Below are 21,496 nucleotides of genomic sequence, written 5' to 3'. Positions count from 1 at the left end.
GTTGATGTGGTGGCCGCAGTCTAGCCGGTTCCGTGCCCCTCCGCATCCCCGCGGTCGGGAGGCCGGGTCACACGGTCGGCGAGGATTGGGTAAACATTGGATCCTCGATCCGGTGCAGACGGCCGGCGCCCGTCATCGCGGCGCGCAGAAGCAGGGTCTTGCGGCGGGCGGCAGCCAGCTTGGCGACCGGAGCCTCGCGCAGGACTTCGGCGCCGTAGGCGTCGGCGACGATCAAGCCGCAATCCTCCGGGATCAGTTCGGTCGGGAAGCCGTCATCCACCGCGAAGTAGAAAGCGTCGCACCATTCGCGATATTCCTGCCATTTCTGGTCGGAGCGGAAATCGGGCACTCCGCTCTTCACCTCGACGATCAGGATGTTGCCGGCCTCGTCGATGGCGAGCACATCCGCTCGCCGGCCGCTCGCCAAACGGAATTCGGTCAGGCTGGCATAGCCGCGCGTCGCCAGCGCCCGCCGGACCCCGCGGAAGATCGACGGCGCGCCCACAGCCGGGACGCTGGCCTCGGTGTCGGAAACCGGAACGGCAATGTCGTCGCTCATGACGCGGTGCCACCATCGAAACGGGAACGTGTAGGGAACATGCGGCCCACAATGACCTGTCGTCCCGTCTCCGCCAAGGGGCAAAAGGTGGATGACGGCGATCGGCGCAACGAAATCAGCCCAACGAAATCAGCCCAACAGAATTAGCCGGGCAGAATGACCGGAGGCAGGGGCGCCGGTCGGCAGCGGTCGCGCGGCAGGCTGCGGTCGGCGGGGAAGACCAGCACGACCGCGGTGCCGACGCCAGGCTGGCTGGTCAGTTCCATCCGTCCGCCATGCATCTCGACAAGCCGCTTGACGATGGGCAGCCCCAGCCCTGTCCCGCGGGAGTTGCGGGCGATGGTGGAGTCCGGCGGTTCGAACGGGTGGAGGATGCGAGGAAGCTCGGCGCTCGGGATGCCCACGCCGGTGTCGGCCACCATCAGCCCGATCCCGCGGTCCGGCATCAGATGCGCGGTCAGCACCACCTCGCCGCCGGGACGGGTATGAGTGACGGCGTTCGACAGCAGATTGGTCAGCATCTGGGTCAGCGCCTGGGCGTCGCCCTGCAGAAGCGGCAGGTCGGCCGGTACCTCGCGGCGCAAATGCACGTCGCCTTCCTTCGCCACCTCCTGCAGGGCGGAGACGACGCGTAGCGACAGCATGTCGAGGTCCACCCCCTCCTCGGCCATCGGCATGTCGCTGCCATCCAAGCGCGACAGTTCCAGGATGTCGTCGATCAGCGCCAGCAGATGGGTTCCCGCATCGCGTATGTCGCCGGCATAGCTGCGGTAGCGGGGGTTGCCCAGCGGCCCGAATGCCTCGGACAGCAGCATCTCCGAAAAGCCGAGGACGGCGTTCAGCGGTGTCCGCAGTTCGTGGCTCATCTGGGCCAGGAAGGCGCTCTTGGCGCGGCTGGCGCTTTCCGCCTCGGCGCGGGCGGTTCGGGCCTCCGCCTCGCGGATGCGCAGCCGCTCCTCGTTCAGCTTCAGCGTGGTGACGTCGGTGTAGTGGACCAGCACGCCGCCCGGCACCGCATGTTCGCGGCTGAGCAGCCAGCGTCCGTCGGGCAGCGGCACCACCACCGGCGGTTCCAGGCGGCGATGGCGCTCCAGCCGCACCGCCACCCAGGCGCGGCGCTCCTCCTCGGTGGTCAGGCGCGGGTCGGTCATGGCGAAGCGGTTGGCCAGCTCCTCGAACGAAACGCCGGGAACCAGCCGGTCGGCCACATCGGGCAGATCCCTCTTCAGCCGGCCGTTGGCATGGACCAGCCGGTCCTCATGGTCGAACAGGGCGAAGCTTTCCGCACTGTGCTCGAGCGCTGCGGTCAGGCTCTCGGCCAGCGCTTCGGCCACCGTCGGCGTTTCGGAGCCAAGGTCGGTCAGCACGGCGCACAACCCGCCGGCCACAGGGCCGGCCGATACCCGCCAGCGCACCGGCGTCGTGCCGCGCCGCGCCGCGACGGTGCGCTCCACCGGGCCGTGCAGGGCATCGGCCAGGGCGGCGAACAGGCCGGGGCAGGCGGCATCGATGCCGCCGCCGCGCAGCCGCCGGCCCGTCAGTGGGGCGATGCCCATCAGCCGCTCCGCCGCCGGGTTGGCGGACAGCCATTCCAGATCGGTCAGCGCGCCTGTGCAATCGTGGTGCGCCTTGAGCAATGCAACCGCGTCGGGCAGATGCAGCATGGCGAGCGGCAGAGGATCGGCAGGCGGGAATTCCCCGGCCGCGGTCCCGCCCCGCCCGGCATCGGCGCAAGTCTGCGTATCGCAATCCATCCGGCGATCATTGCGGCCTATTCCTAAAAAACGCTGAAGGCCGAACCAAATATGTCACCGAATATTTGTCGAATTGTAACAAGCCAGACGGAGAATCCTTCCAATGCATGGGGTTTACCGAAAAAGCAACGAAAGGTTTGATTGAGGTGACCGTTATGATCTTCGCGTTCCATCTGCCCAATGGCGGGCTTTGCAACGGGCCGTGCCTTCCATAGTCTCTAGTCTTATCGGAGCATGAGGCTTGGGATGCAGGTGTGACGGTGAAGGGCAGCCATGACGACACCGGCAGCGCGGGGCCGGCCCTTCTGGTGTTCGGAACCGACGGGCGGCTCGCCGACTGGACGCCCGCGGCCGCAGCCCTCCCGCTGCTGGCCGGACGCCTGACCGCCGGCATGCCGGCCGACGAGCTGGAGGCCAGCCTGTTCCCGTCCGCCGGACCGCACATGGTGCCCGACCGCAAGGTGCTGCGGCTTGCCGGCGGGGGGGCGGTGTGGCGGTTCGACGCGTCGCCCTCGTCCGTCTCTTTGAATGCCGGCCCCCCTGCGGTCCGGCGGATGCCCGATCCGGCCGACAGGCTGTTCGCGGCGGCGAGCCATGACCTGCGCCAGCCTCTGGCCGCGCTCTCGCTGCTCATCGGCACGCTGGATGGCCGGCTGGATGCCGGAGTGGCTGAAAGCAGAGTGGCGGAAAGCCGGTTTGGGGAAGGGCGCGACCTGCTGCACTCGATGGCCCAGGCGGTGGAATCGATGCGCAGCATGGTCGATGGCCATTTCGACCTTGTCCGCCTGGAAAGCGGCCTGATGGAGCCGGACATCCGCACCCACGCGGTGAACGGCGTCCTGATGCGCCTGGCGCTGGAGGTGGCGCCGCGCTTCGCCGACCGCGGTCTGCGCTTCTCCGTGATGCCCTGTTCGGCGATGGTGCGGACCGACTCCGCACTGCTGGAGCGCCTGCTGCACGGGCTGGTCGCCAATGCCCTGCGCGGCACGGTGCGGGGCCGCGTTCTGCTGGGCTGCCGCCTGCGCGGCGACCGCCTGCGCGTCGAGGTGTGGGATAGCGGCCGCGGCCTGTCGTCGCAGCGGCTGTCGGCCCTGCGGACTGAGCTGGCGAAGCCGGTCGGGGAAGGGGGAGGGGCGCTCGGCCTGGACCTGACCCTCGTGCGTGGCCTCGCCCGCAAGCTCGGCCTCGGGCTGGAGGTCTGCGCGGAGGAGGGGCGGGGCACCGTCTTCGCCGTCCTTGTCCCGATATCCGTCGAACATGGTGCCGAAGGGGCGGACGCGTCTGCACAGGCAGAGAGCACGGCAATTGCGTCACCGGTGTCGGACGGCGGCACCACCGACATCAGCCGCACCCGCATCCTGGTGATCGAGGACGACCCCATGGTGCTGGCGGCGCTGGAGGCCCTGCTCGGGCAATGGGGATGCAGTGTCGTCGGCGCGGACTCCTACGACATGGCGGTCGAGCGGCTCGGACCGGCACCCGAACACTTCCACCTCATCATATCCGATCTGCGGCTGAAGGGAGCCGCCAACGGCATCGTCGCGATCCGGCAGATCGCCAAGCTGTTCGACCGTCCGGTTCCGGGAATGATCCTGACCGGCGACACCGATCCCAAGCGGCTGCGCGAGGCACGGCTGTCCGGCTACCCGCTGTTGCACAAGCCGGTGGCCCCGCTTGCCCTGCGTGCCGCCGTCGTTCGCCTGCTCGATCATGATCCGCTTTGATAACAAAGACCAGAAGGTCGATGGCAGGGCTTTGGTTGAAGTAAGCAAAAGATAGAGTGTCTAAACTTTAACGTTTCTATGCGTTGTAATGTAATTTCTGAAACGAAGATGGAGGGTATGCGGCAAAGTGCGACACAGTTTCATCTATTATTCGCAGTGCAATAGTCCATCTCCTCACCAATGGTTAGATGGGCATCCTCCTTTCGTTTGAGATTTAATTTTCGCATACCATTTTATGTCTTCCCTTCGCTATGATTGGTTTTGAGCACTCGCTGTTCGAACGGATTGGGTGGAGGGCGTTCGGATGAACCGGCGTTATCGGGAAGGGGGACGGACCGGGAAACTGGCGGTGATCGTCATCGCCGGAATGTTCCTGTCTTTTTCGGCCTTTCTGATGATCAGGAGTGCCACCCGCGGAGCGGAACTTGCTCTGGCCGACCGCCAGGCCATCCAGCTCCATGACCAGCTGAAGTCCGATTTCGAGGATCAGAGCGTGCTTCTGCGCGCGCTCAGCGGTCCGATGGCCGGTCCGGCTCCGGTCACGGAGGCAAGCTTCGCGTCGGCCGTCGAGCCGCTGCTGCCGCTTTACCCCAACCTGCATGCCGTCGCCTGGGCGCGCCGGATCGCCGAACGGGACGTTCCACTGCTGGAGCGCGCCATGCGCGCGGCGGGCCACAGTTCCTTCGCCGTCCGCACCGCCGGTGGCGGGGGGAGCGCGGAGTCCGATGGCGGCGCCGGCGATTCTTCCGCCGGGCAGCTTGCCGCCGCCCGCTTCGTCACTGTGCTGGCCGAACCGCGGTCCGCCGCCGGGCTGGTCGGATTGGACATGGCCACCCTTCCCGGCCAGCGCGACGTGCTGGCCCGCTCCTGCACCGCCAACCGCATCGTCGCGGCCGGCGGCGAGCCGCTGAGGTATGAGCTGGGCAGGAGGTCCGTGCTGATCTATCTGCCGGTCTATTCCCGCGAGGTTGATCCCGACGACGGCCGTCCCTACGCCGGTGGGCGCCTCGTCTGCGATGTGCTGACCGGCTTCCTGTGGACCAGCTTCGATGTCGGGCAGCTGCTGCGCGATTCGGTCCGCCGGGTCGGGCTGAGCGTCGGCGATGCCTATCTGCTGGAGCCGCCGGGCCGGACGACCTCCGGAACATCGCGGCTGCTGGCCGCCGAGGGGGCGATCGGCCGTCCCGGCGAGCTGCCGCACCCGCCGGTCGATGCCCTCGCCGTGGAGCAGCTGACCGGCCCGGCGGCGCCGTACGCCATTGTCCGCGACATCGCCTATGGCGGCCGGGTGTGGCGGCTCTATGTGGTTCCGAGCCCGGCGCGGCTGTTCAGCGTGGAGGACCGGCTGGCCTGGACGATGCTGATCGGCGGACTTCTGCTGACTGCCGGCGGCGCTGCCTATGTCCTGCGCGAGGGGAGGACCCGGCGCCTGCTCCAGACCGAGGCGCGCGCCCGCGCCGCCATGGCCCGTGCCCTGCGCGAGAGCGAGGAGCGGTTCCGGATGGCTCTGCGCTATTCCAAGGTGACGCTGTTCAGCCAGGACCGGGATCTGCGGCACCTGTGGATTTACTGTCCGCGCATGGATCTGAATCCGGAGCGCATGATCGGCCGGACCGACGGCGATCTGTTCCCGCCGGAGGAGGCGGCGCGGACGGTCGCTCTCAAGCGGTCGGTGATGGAAAGCGGGGTCGGGACGCGGTGCGAGCTGGAGCTGACCTATTGTGGCAGCCGCCGGGTGCTCGACCTGTCGGTGGAGCCGATGCGGGACGAGACGGGGGCGGTGGCCGGCGTCATCTGCGCCGCCATCGACGTGACGGAATCGGCCGACATCCGCGAGGCGCTGGCCCGCGCCCATGCCGAGGCGGAGCGGGCCAACCAGGCCAAGAGCCGCTTCCTGGCCGCCGCCAGCCACGACCTGCGCCAGCCCTTCCAGGCGATGAGCCTGTTCCACCACATCCTGATGTCCAAGCTGGACGATCCCCATCAGGTGGAGGTGGCGAACAAGCTGGGAGAGGCGCTGACCGCCGGCAACACGCTGCTGTCCACCCTGCTCGACACCTCCGCGCTGGAGGTCGGCAACGTCAAGCCGCGGGTCGTCGAATTCGACGTGCAGGACATCCTGAGCCGTCTGGCGGTGGAGATCGGCGATCAGGCCATCGACCGCGGGCTTCTGCTGCGGATGGTTCCCTGTTCCGTCCGCGTGAAGAGCGATCCGATCCTGCTGGAGCGGATGGTGCGCAACCTGCTGGTCAACGCCCTGCGCTACACCACGGAAGGGCGGATCCTGCTGGGCTGCCGGCGCCGGTCCACCGCCGATGGCGGGATGCGCCTGTCCATCGAGGTGTGGGACACCGGTCCCGGCATCGCCGAGGCGGAAATGGCCGCGATCTTCGAGGATTTCTACCGCTGCGGCACCGACCAGCGCGACAGCGGCCGCGGGCTCGGCCTGGGACTGTCGATCGTCCGCCGCATGGCCGAGATGCTGGACCATCCCGTCACCGTGCGGTCGCGGGTGGGACGCGGCACCATGTTCGCCGTCAGCATTCCGGTCGTGGCACAGCAATGTTCCTGCTGCGCCGCCGCGGACTGAGCTGCCGACCGTCTTCCTCCATTCCGCAGCGCGCAATGGTGGCAGTTCCGCAGGCCGGTCCGCTTTTCCCGTCCTGGTCTGCGCAAGTTTCGGTTATGCTGCGTCTGCTCACTGAACCGAAACGATCCCAGTAACCCAACTGCAACAATGGCTTGGCAACTTTATTGATGTAGGTCATTGGGCCCCTTCGCCATAGGGGCTATTGCTTCCGCACAAGCACAGTCCTTTGGAAAAGCTTGGAAAGCGAAGGTTCCGTTTCGAAGGAACCCAACAAGACGGAGTTCGGCCGGTCGCCATGGCCTGCCCGGCAAGGGCGCCGGCGGCGACGGGAACCGGACTTGGGAGGATACGGCCTGCCGCCGCGACGGATGCCCCGGCCAACGGGCATCCGGTCCGGTCACCGGCATTCGGGTCTTCGCCATTCCGGCGGGGTCCGTTGGTCGGGCGCCGCGATCCTTTTCAGGAGCATTCTAGTATGGACACCGCCATCGCCGCCCCCTCCGCCGCCCCGGCGGGTCGCAGCGGCATCGTTCCGACCGGCAAGAACGGCAGCCCCATGATCGAAAACGTCACGTTCGAGGAAATCCGCATCGGCCAGCAGGCGAGCCTGTCGCGCCGTCTGACCATGTCCGACATCGAGCTGTTCGCGACGGTGTCCGGCGACCTCAACCCGTCCCATGTGGACGAGGATTACGCCGTCGACCACAAGGTGGTCGGCCACGGCATGTGGTCGGGCTCGCTGATCTCCGCCGTCCTCGGCACCCTGCTGCCCGGCCCCGGCACCGTCTATGTCGGCCAGGATTTGCGGTTCGAACGTCCGGTCCTGCTGGGCGACATCGTCACTGTGACCGTCACCGCCAAGTCCAAGGATGCGGCGCGCAAGACGGTGGTCTTCGACTGCCTGTGCCTCAACCAGGATGGCCGGACGGTCGCGACCGGCGTGGCCGAGGTGATCGCCCCGACCGAGAAGGTGTGCCGCGCCGCGGCGGAACTGCCGCAGGTGCAGGTGATCCGCCATGACGGCCACGAGCTGATGCTGAAGAAGTGCGAGTCGCTGCCGCCGGTGCCGACCGCCGTCGTCCATCCCTGCGATGAAAGCTCGCTGCGCGGCGCCGTCGAGGCCGCCGAAGCGAACCTGATCGACCCGGTGCTGGTCGGTCCGGAATCGAAGATCCGGTCGGTCGCCGACGCCTGTGGCCTCGACATCTCGCGCTACCGCATCGTCGACGTCGCCCACAGCCATGCCTCGGCCGAGACCGGCGTGCGGCTTGCCCGCACCGGCGAGTGCGAGGCGGTGATGAAGGGCAGCCTGCACACCGACGAGCTGATGGGCGAGGTGGTGAGGAAGGAGACCGGCCTGCGCACCGGCCGCCGCCTGAGCCATGTCTTCGTCATGAACGTCCCGACCTATCCGCGGCCGCTGCTGATCACCGATGCGGCGATCAACATCTACCCGACGCTGGAGGACAAGGTCAGCATCGTGCAGAACGCCATCGACCTCGCCAAGGTGCTGGGGGTCGAGGTGCCGCGCGTCGCCATCCTGTCGGCGGTCGAGACCATCAACACCAAGATCCCTTCAACCTTGGAAGCCGCTGCGCTCTGCAAGATGGCCGACCGCGGCCAGATCACCGGCGGCATCCTCGACGGCCCGCTGGCCTTCGACAACGCCATCAGCCGCGAGGCCGCCATCACCAAGGGCATCAAGTCCGAGGTGGCCGGTCAGGCCGACATCCTGCTGGTTCCCGACCTCGAAGCCGGCAACATGCTGGCGAAGCAGCTGTCCTTCCTGGCTCATGCCGACGCCGCCGGCATCGTGCTCGGCGCCCGCGTGCCGATCATCCTGACCAGCCGCGCCGACAATGTCCGCACCCGTCTGGCGTCCTGTGCCGTGGCCGTCCTGTCGGCCGCCGCGCGCCGCCGCGGTGCAGCCGCCGCGGCCGAATAAGGAGGGCAGGGGTAATGTCCAACGCGATCCTCGTCATCAATGCCGGCTCCTCCAGCCTGAAATTCTCGGTCTTCCGGGATCATGGCGGCGGGGATCCGGTGGTGACGATCAACGGCCAGATCTCGGGCATCGGCACCCAGCCGGTGTTCGAGGCCAAGGACGCCCAGCGCCGTCCGCTCGCCGAAAAGAGCTGGGGTGCGGGCGAGGCCAGCGACCGCACCGCCCTGCTGTCCTACCTGCTCGACTGGATCGAGGAGCGGCTGGACGGGGCGACGCTGATCGCCGCCGGCCACCGGGTGGTGCATGGCGGCGTCCGCCATGCGGCCCCGGTGCTGCTGACCCCCGCCGTGCTGGACGAGCTGGACGGCTTGGTGCCGCTCGCCCCGCTGCACCAGCCGCACAACCTCGCCGCCATCCGCGCGCTGGCCGAGGCCCATCCGGAGCTGCCGCAGGTCGCCTGCTTCGACACCGCCTTTCACCGCAACCAGCCCTGGCAGGCCCAGACCTTCGCCATTCCGCGGGAACTGACCGAGGAGGGCGTGCGGCGCTACGGCTTTCACGGCCTGTCCTACGAGTACATCTCCCGCCGCCTGCCGGAGATCGCGCCGGACCTCAGCGATTCGCGGGTGGTCGTCGCCCATCTCGGCAGCGGCGCCAGCATGTGCGCTATCCATGGCGGGCGCAGCGTCGACAGCACCATGGGCTTCACCGCGCTGGACGGCCTGCCGATGGGCACCCGTTGCGGCACCATCGATCCCGGCGTGCTGATCTACCTGATGCGCAAGGGCATGGATGCCGGCGCCATCGAGAAGATGCTGTACAACAAGTCCGGCCTGCTCGGCGTGTCCGGCATCTCCAACGACATGCGCGCCCTGCTCGACAGCAGCGACCCGCATGCGCAGGAGGCGGTGGAGCTGTTCTGCTTCCGCATCGCCAAGGAGACCGGCGCGTTGTCCGCCTCGATGGGCGGTGTCGATGCGCTGGTGTTCACCGCCGGGATCGGCGAGCGTTCCGCTCCGGTGCGGGCGCGGGTCGGCGACAAGCTGGCCTGGATGGGGGTGGACATCGACGCGGCGGCCAACGAAGCCAACGCGACGAAGATCTCAACCCCTGGCAGCCGCCTGCCGGTCTATGTCATCCCGACCGACGAGGAACGGATGATCGCGCTGCACACCCGCAAGGTGCTGACGGGGCGGTGAGCGATTTGTGCGGGGGCGCCGGCTGACGCCCCCCACATCCCCCTGGAGCCCGCCCCCCATTCGGTGCTAGCACGCCCACCGGCATCAAGCATCGTCCGGGGGATTCCGTGGTCCGCCCCTATCTGCCGCTGAACGCCTTGCGTGCCTTCGAGGCGTCGGCACGGCATCTCAGCTTCACCCGCGCGGCCATCGAGCTGTGCGTGACCCAGGCCGCCGTCAGCCATCAGGTCAAGCTGCTGGAGGAGCGGCTGGGTGCCAGCCTCTTCCATCGCCTGCCGCGCGGCCTTGCCCTGACCGACGAGGGGCGGGCGCTGCTGCCGACGCTGGAGGAGGCGTTCGACCGCATCGGCGGTCTGCTCGACCAGTTCGAGGGCGGACGTTTCCGCGAGGTTCTGACGGTCGGCGCCGTCGGCACCTTCGCCGTCGGCTGGCTGCTGCCGCGGCTGACGCGCTTCCGCGAGGCGCATCCCTTCGTCGATTTGCGACTGTCCACCAACAACAACCGCGTCGACATCGCGGCGGAGGGGCTGGACTACGCCATCCGCTTCGGTGACGGCGCTTGGCACGGCACCGATGCCGTTCATCTGTTCGACGCGCCGCTGTCGGTGCTGTGCGCACCGGAGATCGCCCGGCGGCTGCGCGAGCCCGCCGATGTCGGGCGCGAGACCCTGTTGCGCTCCTACCGGTCCGATGAGTGGCCGGGCTGGTTCGCCGCCGCCGGGATGGAGCCGGCGGCGATGCCGCCGGTCAAAGGGCCGGTCTTCGACTCCTCATCGCTGATGGTGGAGGCAGCGATCCAGGGGGCCGGGGTGGCATTGGCCCCGGTGGCGATGTTCCGCCGGCCGCTGGCCGTGGGGCTGATCGAGCAGCCCTTCGTCGTCACCGTCTGCAAGGGCGCCTATTGGCTGACCTCGCTGAAGTCGCGGCCGGAGACGCCGACCATGCGCGCCTTCCGCGACTGGCTGTTCGCCATGGTCGCGGAAGAGGCAGCGGGTTGAACGGTCAGGACAGGGTGACGCGGCGCGGCGCCTGTTGCCGCTCCCGCTGCTGCCAGAAGCGCAGCCGCAGCCGCGGCGCTATGAACCAGGCGATGGGAGCGGCAAGGATGACGCTGAGGATCACCACGGTCGGCATCAGTGTCATCGCCTGCTCGGAAAAGCTGGGGATGCCCAGGACCAGGACGGTGCCGATGCCGAAGACCACACCCTGGATCATGCCGTAGATCAGGATGGCGAGGCGTAAACGGGTGGACATGAGGCTGCTCCGCTGATGTGGGTTGGTGCATAGACCATTTCCCTCTTCAACCAAGGCGAAGCTGCAATGTTCCGAACGCCATCGGAGAGAGTTTGCCCCTCCCGATAGCGTTCGTATACATACAATTATTGGGCGTGACGCGATCTTTCCCTTATTGATGCGCCCGCCACCATGCCATCAGCCCGCTGGTGGAGCTGTCATGCGCCCCCTCGGCCGCACCGGTTTCCATCTCCGGCAGGATGGTGTTGGCCAACTGCTTGCCCAGCTCGACGCCCCACTGGTCGAAGCTGTTGATGTCCCAGACGATGCCCTGGACGAAGACCTTGTGCTCGTACAGCGCGATCAGGGCGCCCAGCGTCGCCGGGGTCAGGCTCTGCATCAGGATGGTGTTGGACGGCCGGTTGCCGGGGAAGACGCGGTGAGGGACCAGCGCCTCCACCTCATCCGCCGGCTTGCCGGCCTTTATCATCTCCGCCCGCACCTCGTCGGCGGTCTTGCCGCGCATCAGCGCCTCGGCCTGGGCGAAGACGTTGGACAGCAGGATGCGGTGATGGGCACCGGCTTCAACCCCGATCGGGTTGTGGCTGGTCGCCGCCGCCACGAAGTCGCAGGGGATCAGCGAGGTGCCCTGGTGGATCAACTGGTAGAAGGCGTGCTGGCCGTTTGTGCCGGGCTCGCCGAACAGCACCGGGCCGGTCTGGTAGTCCACCGGCTCGCCGCCGCGGGTCACCGACTTGCCGTTGCTCTCCATGTCCAGCTGCTGGAGATAGGCGGGGAAGCGGTGCAGATACTGGTCGTAGGGCAGCACCGCGTAGGACGAGGCGTCCCAGAAATTGCGGTACCAGACGCCCAGCAGGGCCAGCAGCACCGGCATGTTGCGCTCAAGCGGCGCGGTCTGGAAATGCTCATCCATCGCATGGGCGCCGGCCAGCATCTCGGCGAAGCGTTCCGGGCCGATGGCGATCATGATCGGCAGGCCGATGGCCGACCACAGCGAATAACGGCCGCCGACCCAGTCCCAGAAGCCAAACATGTTGGCCGGGTCGATGCCGAACTTGCGCACCTCCGCCTCGTTGGTGGAAACGGCGACGAAGTGCTTGGCGACATGCGCCTCGTCCTGCGCGGTCTCCAGGAACCAGCGGCGGGCGGAATGGGCGTTGGTCAGCGTCTCCTGCGTCGTGAAGGTCTTGGACGCGATGACGAACAGCGTCGTCTCCGGGTCCAGCCACTTCAGCTGTTCGGCCAGATGGGTGCCGTCGACGTTGGAGACGTAATGCAGCGCCACATGGGCATGGGCGAAGGGCTTCAGCGCCTCCGTCGCCATGACGGGCCCGAGGTCGGAGCCACCGATGCCGATGTTCACCACATCGGTGATGGGCTGGCCAGTGTAGCCGCGCCACTCGCCGTCGCGCACCGAAGTGGCGAAGGCGTCCATCCGCTCCAGCACCGCGCGCACGCCCGGCATCACGTCGCGGCCATCGACGGTGACGGCGCGGTCGGAACGGTTGCGCAGGGCGGTGTGCAGGACCGCGCGCTTTTCTGTGAGGTTGATCGGCTCGCCGCCGAACATGCGGGCGCGGGCACCCTCGACATCCTGTTGGCGCGCGAGGTCGAGCAGCAGGCGGACCGTGTCCTGCGTGATGCGGTTCTTCGAATAGTCGAGGAACAGCCCCGCGGCTTCCATCGAGAAGGCTTTGAACCGGCCTGGATCGGCGGCGAACAGGTCACGCATGTGCGTGCCGGCCATGTCCTGGCGGTGGTGGGCGAGAGCGGCCCAGGCGGGGGAACGGGTCAGCGCGGTCATGATGCTTTGGACTCCTTGACGTCAGCGGTCCTTTGACGCGGCCCATCTTGCGGGGCGTGCGGAGCCTAACATCGACCGCCGGCCACGGCCACGGGCCAAAACGCGGCGGTCGGCGCTGCTTATCGGCCTATGCGGGGCGGCCAGGGGTGCAACCGTATGGCCGGCGGGGTGTTGTGAATCGGAGACGTCTCATCAGGAGGATGCCATGTCGGACAAGCCTGCCGCGGACAAGCCCGTTGCCCCGCCACTGGAAGAGCGGGAGGAGCAACGCGACCGCGACGATGCGATGCTGCCGGATCAGGTCGGGATCATTCCCGGCAAGGTGCCGGGCAGCCCGGTCGATCCGAGCGATCCGCGCTTTCCGGGGAGCCAGCCGGATTTGGCGTGAGGGGAGGCCCTGGGGGGTCGTCAGCCGACGCCCCCAGGTCACTCAGAGGTCGCTCAGCTCCCGCCTTCGATGGTCCGCGTCGGTGTCACGCCCTCCGGCTTGCCGACCAGCACGGTCAGCAGCTTGGCCGGGTCGAGCAGGCGCCGGGCGACCCGCTTGATATCCTCCTGGCTCACCGCGTTGATGTAGCGGTCGCGCTGGTTCAGGTAGTCGATGCCCAGCTTGTCGCGCTTCACCTGCAACAGGATGCGGGCAATGGCCTGGGTCGAGCCGAGTTGCAGCGGGAAGGAGCCGGTCAGGTAGGTCTTGGCGTCGGCCATCTCCTGGTCGGTCAGGCCGTCCTTGGCCATGCGCGCCCATTCCTGGCGGATGATGTCCAGCGCCTGACCCGCCTTGGCGTTGACGGTGGAGCCGCCCGCCATCACCAGCGCGGTATGGTCCATCGGGATCAGGTAGCTGTAGACGCCATAGCTGAGCCCGCGCTTCTCGCGCACCTCTTCCATCAGGCGCGAACCGAAGCCGCCGCCGCCCAGCACATAGTTCATCACCGTGGCGGCGTACCAGTCGGGATCGTCGCGCTTCACCCCGGGCTGGCCCATCAGCATCACCGTCTGCGCGGTCGGGCGCGGCAGCAGGATGGTCTGGCCCAGCCCGGCCATCGTCACGTCGGAAATCGGCTTCGCCTCGGTCTTGGCCGGCAGCCCGCCGAACACGGTGTCCAGCGCCTTGCCGAGGTCTTCCGGCGAGATGTCGCCGGTCGCCGCCACCACCAGCCGGTCGCGGCCGAACTGCCCCTTCACGAAGGCGCGCAGGTCGTTGGGGGTGATGGCCGGCAGGCTTTCCAGGCTGCCGCGACTCTCGCCGCCATAGGGATGGTCGGGGAAGGCGGTGGCGTAGAACTGGCGCCGCGCGACGTAGTTGGGGTCGGCGAGATCGCGCCTGAGGCTGGCCATCACGGAAGCGCGCATGCGGTCCAGCGCCTCGGGCGCGAAATGCGGCTCGGTCAGGGCGAGCCGGGTCAGTTCCAGCGCCTCGTCACGGTTGTCGGCCAGGGTGCGCATCGAGCCGCTGAAGCCGTCGCGCCCGGACTCGAAGCCGAGCGCGATGGCCTTGTCCTGCAGGCGCGCCTGGAACGTCTGGGAATCGTATGGTCCGGCACCCTCGTCCAGCATGGTGGAGGCGATGTTCGCCAGCCCTTCCTTGCCCTTGGGGTCGGTGCCGCCGGCTCCCTCGAAGACCCATTCGAGCGCCAGGACCGGCACCTTGTGGTCCTCGACCAGCCACGCCTCGATCCCGCCGGGGCTGATCACCCGCTTGATGTCCATGGCCTGGGCGGGGAGGGCGAAGGAGACAGTGGAGGCGACGACCGCGAGGAAGAAGGCGGCGACCCCTGACCGCATGGAAATGTGACGCACGCTCATCCTCAACTGTCCTTTCCGGTCGGGGGCAGCAGCAGGCCGGTGACGTGGTTGGTCTGGCTCAGCACGGCGCGGGCGGCGGCGTTGACCTGATCGGCAGTGACGGCGTCGATGCGCACCGGCCAGTTTTCCACGTCGTCGATGCTCTGGCCGGTGGCGAGCGCCGCACCCAGCGTCTGGGCCGGTCCGGTCAGGCTGTCGCGGGCATAGGCCGCCGAGGCCAGCATGCGCTTGCGCGCGGTGGCGACCTCCTCCTCCGTCACGCCGGATTTCAACAGCTTGTCGACCTCGGCCCACAGCGCCGCTTCGAGCTTGTCCATCGGCACGCCGGCGGCCGGGCTGGCGCCGACGCTGAGCGTCGCCATGTCCCAGGCGGTCGGCCCATAGCCGAGCCAGGCCGAGGTGGCGAGCTTCTGGTCCACCACCAGGCTGCGGTAGAGGCGCGACGTGGTGCCGCCGCTCATGATCTCGGCCAGCACCTGCAAGGCATAGGCCTGGCCGGTCTGGTCCAGCCGATAGGACGGAGCGGTCCAGATGCGGCGGACCGAGGGCTGCCGCACCTCGTCGTCACGCAGGATCACCTGACGGGAGGAGGTCAGCGGCGGTTCGGTGACCCGCTTGCGCTCCGGCACCGGACGGGCGGCGATGGCGCCGTAATAGCGCTCGGCCAGCGGCTTCAGCTCCGCCGCGGTGACGTCGCCGGAGACAACCAGGATGGCGTTGTTGGGCGTGTACCACGTCTTGTAGAAGCGCTCCGCCATCTCCCGCGTCAGCGCCGACATCTCCTGCGGCCAGCCGATCACCGGGGTGCCGTAGGGGTGGTGGACGAAGAGGGTGGCGTTGATCTGCTCGCCGATGCGGTCGGCCGGCTCGTTCTCGATGCGCTGGCGCCGCTCCTCGATGATGACGTCGCGTTCGGGATAGACCACCGCGTCGGTCAGCTTGAGGTTGGCCATGCGGTCGGACTCCATCCGCATCACCATCTCCAGCCGGTCGCGGGCGACGTTCTGGTAATAGGCGGTGTAGTCGTAGCTGGTGAAGGCGTTGTCGCGCCCGCCGTTCTTGGCGATGATCCGGCTGAACTCGCCGGGCTGGATCGCATCGGTCCCCTTGAACATCAAATGTTCGAGGAAATGGGCGATGCCGGACTGGCCGCGCTCCTCGTCGGCGGCGCCCACCTTGTACCAGACCATGTGGGTCACGACCGGCACGCGGTGGTTCGGGATGACCACCACCTGCATGCCGTTGGACAGGGTGAAGCTCTCGGGGAAGAACACCCCCTTTTCCGCCGCGTGGGCGGGCTGGAACCCGAGCGGAATCGGTGCCAGGGGCGCCGCGACGGTCATCGTCAAGGCGAGAAGTCCTGCCGCGGCGAGGCGGCGGGCTGGAATGCAGGCGGGCATGAGGGCTCCCGGATCAGGAGGACCGAATCGAAAGGGCGCCCTTCGCTGGGAAGGACGCCCCCGGAAACTGGTGTGATGTCGCGTCTTGGACAAGACCGAAGGAACCGCCCGCGCTTAGAACAGGCCTTCCAGCGGCGCCTTGCGCTTGCGCTCGATCGTCGGGGTGGCGGCGCCGTCCAGCGCCTTGCCCTGGGCCTGGGCCTCGCGCAGGCGCTGCTGCTCCTTGGCCGGATCGACGACGGAGACGGGCGGCTGCTGGGTCTGCCAGAACAGGAGCGAATCGATCCAGCTCTTGTCGGCGACGATCAGCTGGGTGGTTTCCTGATCGACCTTGGCGCGGATGTTCGGGTCGATGCCGTCGCGGGCCGAAGCCTGGGCGACCAGCGACTTCTCGCCCGCCGTTGCGCCGGCCGCAGCCTTGGCGCCGCGCGAGGAGCCGCCGAACACGGCGCCGGCGGCCATCTGGGTCGGGGTGCTGTCCTGCGGACGGGCGGCACCCGGACGCGGCTTCGGCAGGTCCTGCATGCTGGGCGGCAGGGTCAGCGGAGCGCGGGAAACGACGGAGAATTCGTCGGGGCTCTGGCGGTCGAGACCGATGGACCGGCGCACATCCGAGCAGCCGGCGAGCGTCAACGCCGCAAGCGCCAGCCCGATGAGCGGGAGCCGAGTCCGGGGGAAGGAGAGGGCGGAGGAGATGCTGGTCACGTTCGGAGGATCCCGTCGTCTGTCACGTCGTAGCGACCCGGCCCGAAGGTCGAGGCCGCATGGTCAGCGCTCGCCGGCGGTTATAACGCCACCGGCGACGGAACTCTTACGACTTTTCGCGGCCCGCGAACAGTCCGTCGATCAGCAGCAGCACGACGCCGACGCTGATTCCGCTGTCGGCCACGTTGAAGGCCCAGAAATGCCAGCCTCCGACATGGAAATCGAGGAAATCGACCACCGCCCCATGCAGCATCCGGTCTGCCACGTTGCCGACCGCCCCGCCGATGATGAAGCCCAGCGCCAGGGCGATCAGACGGCGTTCCGCCTGCCGCAGCCAGAAGACCAGACAGACGGCGATCACCGCGGCGATGGCGCTCAGGATGTAGGGCATCAGCGCCCCGCCGCTGGCGAAGGTGCCGAAGCTGACGCCGTAGTTCCACACCAGCACGAGGTTGAAGAAGGGTGTCACCTCGATGACATGCGGCACCGGCTGCATGACCTGCTCGAGGATCCACCACTTGCTGCCCTGGTCGAGGACCACCACCACCACGGCGACGATCAGCCCGAACAGCCAGTAGGACCGGGATTGGTTGGCGACGAAGGCGTTCATGCGGCCATACTTCCTTCCTCTCCCTGCTGGGGAGAGAGCCGGGGTGAAGGGGAAGCGCGGCGAGGAGCGTCCGGCATCCCGAACCCCCTCACCCTAACCCTCTCCCCGCTTTCAGCGGACCGGAGGTCCGCCTGCCGCGTCAGCGCAAACGGAGTTTGCGCGAAAGCGGGGGGGAGAGGGGATAGGACCGCGGATGTGGCTGGGCGCGTCATGCCACCGCGTCGGAGCAGCGGATGCAGAGCGTCGGATGGTCGTGGACCGTGCCGACCTCCTCCAGGACCTTCCAGCAGCGTTCGCACTTCTCGCCTTCGGCCAGAGCCGGGGCGACGGCGATGCCGGGGACGTCGGCCAGGGTGAAGGCCCCCTCCGGCGCCGCGGCGTCCGTCACCTCGATGGCCGAGGTGATGCAGACGTCCTGGAAATCGACGTCGGCCAGCAGGGCCTTGGTCGCGGAGTCGACGAAGACGGTCGGATCGGCCTGGAGGGACGAGCCGATGGTCTTGTTGGCGCGCTCCAGCTCCAGGGCGCCGGTGACCACGCGGCGAACGGTGCGCACCGCCTCCCACTTGGATGCCAGCGCGTCGTTGCGCCACTCCGCCGGCACCTCCGGGAAGCCGCGCAGATGCACGCTCTCGTCGGTCCAGCCCGCACCCTCGGTCAGGCCTTCCGGCCGGGCGAGCCACGCCTCTTCCGCGGTGAAGCAGAGGATGGGTGCGAGCCAGGCGGTCAGGTTGGAGAACAGATGCTCCATCACCGTCCGCACCGACCGGCGGCGCACCGAGTCGACCGGATCGCAATAGAGGCTGTCCTTGCGGACGTCGAAGTAGAAGGCCGACAGCTCCACCGCACAGAAGTTGTGCAGGGCCACGAACAGGGCGTGGAAGTCGTAGGCCTCGACCTTCTCGCGGACCAGCGTGTCCAGCTCCGACAGGCGGTGCAGGACCCAGCGCTCCAGTTCCGGCATCTCGGCGGCGTCGATCCGCTCGGCCGGGGTGTAATCGGCCAGCGCGCCCAGCAGGTAGCGCAGCGTGTTGCGCAGGCGGCGGTAGAGGTCGGCCTGGGTCTTGATGATCTCCTTGCCGATGCGGAGATCCTCCGAATAGTCGGAGTTGATGATCCACAGGCGCAGGATGTCGGCGCCATACTGGTCGCAGACCTCCTGCGGGGCCACCACATTGCCCAGCGACTTGGACATCTTGCGGCCCTGCTCGTCGAGCACGAAGCCGTGGGTCAGCACCGCGTTGTAGGGCGCCCGGCCGCGTGTGCCGCAGCTTTCCAGCAGCGAGGAGTGGAACCAGCCGCGATGCTGGTCGGAGCCTTCCAGATAGAGGTCGGCCGGCCAGGCCAGCTCCTCAAGACGCTGTTCCAGCACGAAGGCGTGCGAGGAGCCCGACTCGAACCAGACGTCGACGATGTCCTTGACCTGCTCGAAATCCTCGGCGGCATAGGAGTTGCCGAGGAAGTCCTGCGGGTCGCGGGCGAACCAGGCGTCGGCGCCCTCCTGCTGGAAGATGTCGGCGATGCGGGCGAACACCGCCTCGTCGCGCAGGATCTCGCCGGTCGACTTGCGGACGAACAGCGCGATCGGCACGCCCCACGCGCGCTGGCGGCTGATGCACCAGTCCGGACGGCTCTCGATCATCGAGCGGATGCGGTTCTCGCCCTGCGACGGGACCCAGCGGGTGTCGGAGATCGCCTGCAAGGCCACCTTGCGCAGGTCGTTCGTCTCCATCGAGATGAACCACTGCGGCGTGGTGCGGAAGATCAGCGGCGCCTTGGAGCGCCAGCTGTGCGGATAGCTGTGCTTGATGCGGTTGCTGGCCAGCAGCGACCCGCATTCCTCGAACGCCTCCAGCACCGCCTTGTTGGCGGGGCCGGTCTTGCCCTGGTCGGTGTAGACGGCCAGCCCGGCGAACAGCGGCACATGGGCGTAGTAGCGCCCGTCCTCGCCCACCGTCTGCGGCACCTCGATGCCGTTGGCCTGGCCCAGGCGGAAGTCGTCCTCGCCATGGCCGGGGGCGATGTGGACGAAGCCCGAACCGGCGTCGGTGGTCACGAAGTCGCCGGCCAGCAGCGGCACCTTGAAGTCGTAGCCCTTGGCATTCAGCGGGTGGCGGCAATAGGTGCCGGCGAGACGCGAGCCGGGGAAGCGGTGCAACTGCTTCCACTCGGTGATGCCGGTCTCCTTCAGCACACTCTCGGCCAGCGCGGTGGCGAGCACGAGGCGCTCGCCGACCACCGCCTTGCTGCCTTCGGCGACCGCCGTGACCTTGAAGGTCGCGTATTCGATCTCGTCGCCATAGGCGATGGCGCGGTTGCCCGGCAGGGTCCAGGGGGTGGTCGTCCAGATGACGATGCTGGCCTCGTCCACCTCCGGCGCCGACGACCCCCAGACGGGGAAGCGGGCGAAGACGGTGGTGGAGGTGTGGTCGTGGTATTCCACCTCGGCGTCGGCCAGCGCGGTCTTCTCGACCACCGACCACATCACCGGCTTGAAGCCCTTGTAGAGGCCGCCGTTGACCGCGAACTTGTGGATCTCGCGGACGATCTGCGCCTCGGCCGGGAAGGTCATGGTGGCGTAGGGCTGCTTCCAGTCGCCCTCCACGCCCAGACGGCGGAACTCGGCGGCCTGGATGCCGACCCACTCCTCGGCGAACTGGCGGCATTCGGCGCGGAACTGGATGAGCGGCACGTCATCCTTGTTCTTGCCGGCCTTGCGGTACTTCTCCTCGATCTTCCACTCGATGGGCAGGCCGTGGCAGTCCCAGCCGGGGACATAGTCGGCGTCGAAGCCCTGCATCTGGCGGAAGCGGACGATGACGTCCTTCAGGATCTTGTTGACCGCATGGCCGATGTGGATGTTGCCGTTGGCGTAGGGCGGGCCGTCATGCAGCACGAACTTCTTGCGGCCCTTGGCGCCGGCGCGCAGCTTGCCGAACAGGTCCATCTCGGCCCAGCGCTTCAGCAGCTCGGGCTCCTTGGTCGGCAGGCCGCCGCGCATGGGGAAGTCGGTGCGGGGCAGGAAGACGGTCGATTTGTAATCGCGGGTCATATCGGATCCCTGGGGAAGGCGTCACGATCGGGCGGCGATTTCCGCCTCCCGACACACATAAGGTCTCGATCCCGGCCCTCCTCAAAGAGCCGGGCCGGTAATTCGCGCGTCTCGCGCAAGGATCCACGGAAAGCCGGTCATCGCGCGCGATATTAGCGGCGTGCGCGGTGCGGTCAAGGATGCGGCGCGGCATTGCTGCCGCGCCGGGGTTTCGATCCTCACTGGGCATGGCGATCGTCAGGCCCGAAGGACGGAGGTCATTCTCTTGGCGACCTGTCGGTGCTGAACGGGTGTGGCCCGATTTTAGACCGCTGCGCTCCAGGCGCTGTGAACGAGCGGAAGCCAGTTGGAGTATTGGGAACCGTTGAAATAGGCGTTCTCAATCGTACCGACATATTCGGTTCCGTCGTTTCTCAAGGCGTTCTTGATGACGATGCCATTGTCGATCCCACTGCCGTTCCATTGCCCGTCCTGGTAGAGGTACAGGGTCGAATGATCGGCGCCGAAGCCTATCTGGAGATTGCTCGGCAGGTTAACCGCCCAAAGAACGTCACCGTTGTTCAGTTCATTTCCGCTGGCATCGTCAATGACCGTGACGCCGGCGGTGGCGAAGTCATGGTAATAGACATCATTGCCGGCCCCGCCTTGCAGAAGATCGGCGTTGAACATGCCGGCGGCAGCGCCGCCACCCAGGAGCGTGTCGGCTCCGTTGCCGCCGAAAAGCTGGTCCGTTCCGGGGCCGCCATCCAGATAGTCGTTCCCGTCATCTCCCCAGAGCCAGTCGTTGTCTTCCTGACCATAGAGGACATCGTTGCCTTGAAGGCCATTCAATCGATCATTGCCATAACCGCCGTAGAACGTGTCGTTTCCGGTGTATCCGATTACCGTATCATTGCCGCCGAGCGCGAACACTCTCCAGTCGCCAACATAACCCCCGGATGTCGGCACTTGGACGGAGTCATTGTTTTCGGTCAATTGAGTCTGAAACGCCATGTCATTCTCCAGTATGTATTGGCCGGCGCATTGACGCTGCGCAGGTAAAATTTCTGTATCTGGCAAGGAGAGTCAACATACATAAATCGCTGACGTTT

The 21,496-nt window shown here is 67.5% G+C and carries 16 protein-coding genes; 6 read left to right on the top strand and 10 right to left on the bottom strand.

From position 1 onward, the window contains the following. Positions 1-67: 67 nt before the first annotated feature. Together ABNQ40_RS26705 and ABNQ40_RS26700 are read right to left on the bottom strand one after the other, a co-directional pair. Positions 68-559 carry an MmcB family DNA repair protein gene (locus tag ABNQ40_RS26705; protein ID WP_109051256.1) on the bottom strand — a complete coding sequence of 164 codons (492 nt, stop codon included), beginning with the start codon at positions 557-559 and terminating at the stop codon, positions 68-70. Positions 560-702: 143 nt separating this feature from the next. Further along, entirely contained in the window at positions 703-2,313 is a 1,611-nt protein-coding gene (locus ABNQ40_RS26700) for an ATP-binding protein (protein ID WP_247879963.1), read from the bottom strand. A gap of 254 nt (positions 2,314-2,567) precedes the next feature. Here ABNQ40_RS26700 and ABNQ40_RS26695 point away from each other — a divergent pair, with 254 nt between their 5' ends. The 5 genes from ABNQ40_RS26695 (at position 2,568) to ABNQ40_RS26675 (ending at position 10,769) form a co-directional block, all read left to right on the top strand. After that, positions 2,568-4,037: a hybrid sensor histidine kinase/response regulator gene (locus tag ABNQ40_RS26695; protein ID WP_247879962.1), complete on the top strand. Its 1,470-nt coding sequence runs from the start codon at positions 2,568-2,570 to the stop codon at positions 4,035-4,037. A gap of 304 nt (positions 4,038-4,341) precedes the next feature. Next, positions 4,342-6,627 carry an ATP-binding protein gene (locus ABNQ40_RS26690; RefSeq protein ID WP_109051255.1) on the top strand — a complete coding sequence of 762 codons (2,286 nt, stop codon included), beginning with the start codon at positions 4,342-4,344 and terminating at the stop codon, positions 6,625-6,627. 556 nt (positions 6,628-7,183) lie between these two features. Then, positions 7,184-8,572, top strand: coding sequence for a bifunctional enoyl-CoA hydratase/phosphate acetyltransferase (locus ABNQ40_RS26685; protein ID WP_391349098.1), 1,389 nt, complete (start codon positions 7,184-7,186; stop codon positions 8,570-8,572). Between the two features lie 14 nt (positions 8,573-8,586). Then, the gene (locus ABNQ40_RS26680) at positions 8,587-9,771 is read left to right on the top strand and encodes an acetate/propionate family kinase (RefSeq protein ID WP_109049870.1); all 1,185 of its coding nucleotides are present in this window, start codon (positions 8,587-8,589) and stop codon (positions 9,769-9,771) included. A gap of 107 nt (positions 9,772-9,878) precedes the next feature. Then, positions 9,879-10,769 carry a LysR family transcriptional regulator gene (locus ABNQ40_RS26675; protein ID WP_109049869.1) on the top strand — a complete coding sequence of 297 codons (891 nt, stop codon included), beginning with the start codon at positions 9,879-9,881 and terminating at the stop codon, positions 10,767-10,769. Positions 10,770-10,773: 4 nt separating this feature from the next. Here the strand turns inward: ABNQ40_RS26675 and ABNQ40_RS26670 are convergent, their stop codons facing one another. Together ABNQ40_RS26670 and pgi are read right to left on the bottom strand one after the other, a co-directional pair. Next, the gene (locus tag ABNQ40_RS26670) at positions 10,774-11,025 is read right to left on the bottom strand and encodes a hypothetical protein (RefSeq protein WP_109049868.1); all 252 of its coding nucleotides are present in this window, start codon (positions 11,023-11,025) and stop codon (positions 10,774-10,776) included. Positions 11,026-11,176: 151 nt separating this feature from the next. After that, the gene (gene pgi / locus ABNQ40_RS26665; RefSeq protein WP_109049867.1) at positions 11,177-12,829 is read right to left on the bottom strand and encodes a glucose-6-phosphate isomerase; all 1,653 of its coding nucleotides are present in this window, start codon (positions 12,827-12,829) and stop codon (positions 11,177-11,179) included. Positions 12,830-13,034: 205 nt separating this feature from the next. Here pgi and ABNQ40_RS26660 point away from each other — a divergent pair, with 205 nt between their 5' ends. Beyond that, positions 13,035-13,217, top strand: coding sequence for a hypothetical protein (locus ABNQ40_RS26660; RefSeq protein WP_109049866.1), 183 nt, complete (start codon positions 13,035-13,037; stop codon positions 13,215-13,217). 53 nt (positions 13,218-13,270) lie between these two features. Here ABNQ40_RS26660 and ABNQ40_RS26655 read toward each other — a convergent pair whose 3' ends face one another. From ABNQ40_RS26655 to ABNQ40_RS26630, 6 genes are all read right to left on the bottom strand, one after another. Beyond that, on the bottom strand, positions 13,271-14,638 hold the full coding sequence (locus ABNQ40_RS26655; protein WP_109049865.1) for a pitrilysin family protein: 1,368 nt from the start codon (positions 14,636-14,638) through the stop codon (positions 13,271-13,273). Between the two features lie 2 nt (positions 14,639-14,640). Then, on the bottom strand, positions 14,641-16,038 hold the full coding sequence (locus ABNQ40_RS26650) for a pitrilysin family protein (RefSeq protein WP_109049864.1): 1,398 nt from the start codon (positions 16,036-16,038) through the stop codon (positions 14,641-14,643). A gap of 114 nt (positions 16,039-16,152) precedes the next feature. Beyond that, a complete protein-coding gene (locus ABNQ40_RS26645; protein ID WP_109049863.1) occupies positions 16,153-16,743 on the bottom strand; it encodes a DUF3035 domain-containing protein in 591 nt (196 codons plus the stop codon). A gap of 106 nt (positions 16,744-16,849) precedes the next feature. Then, positions 16,850-17,353 (bottom strand): signal peptidase II, encoded by a 504-nt coding sequence (gene lspA, locus ABNQ40_RS26640; protein ID WP_109049862.1) that lies wholly within the window; start codon positions 17,351-17,353, stop codon positions 16,850-16,852. A 208-nt stretch (positions 17,354-17,561) separates the two neighbouring features. Next, entirely contained in the window at positions 17,562-20,405 is a 2,844-nt protein-coding gene (gene ileS, locus ABNQ40_RS26635) for an isoleucine--tRNA ligase (RefSeq protein ID WP_109049861.1), read from the bottom strand. Between the two features lie 303 nt (positions 20,406-20,708). Beyond that, a complete protein-coding gene (locus ABNQ40_RS26630; RefSeq protein ID WP_109049860.1) occupies positions 20,709-21,398 on the bottom strand; it encodes a calcium-binding protein in 690 nt (229 codons plus the stop codon). Positions 21,399-21,496: the final 98 nt, after the last annotated feature.

Origin of the sequence: Azospirillum sp. A23 (assembly GCF_042938965.1) — a bacterium.
Lineage (GTDB): Bacteria > Pseudomonadota > Alphaproteobacteria > Azospirillales > Azospirillaceae > Azospirillum > Azospirillum melinis.
The sequence above is the reverse complement of the archived record's forward strand: the minus strand, read 5'-3'. Positions and strand labels throughout refer to the sequence as shown.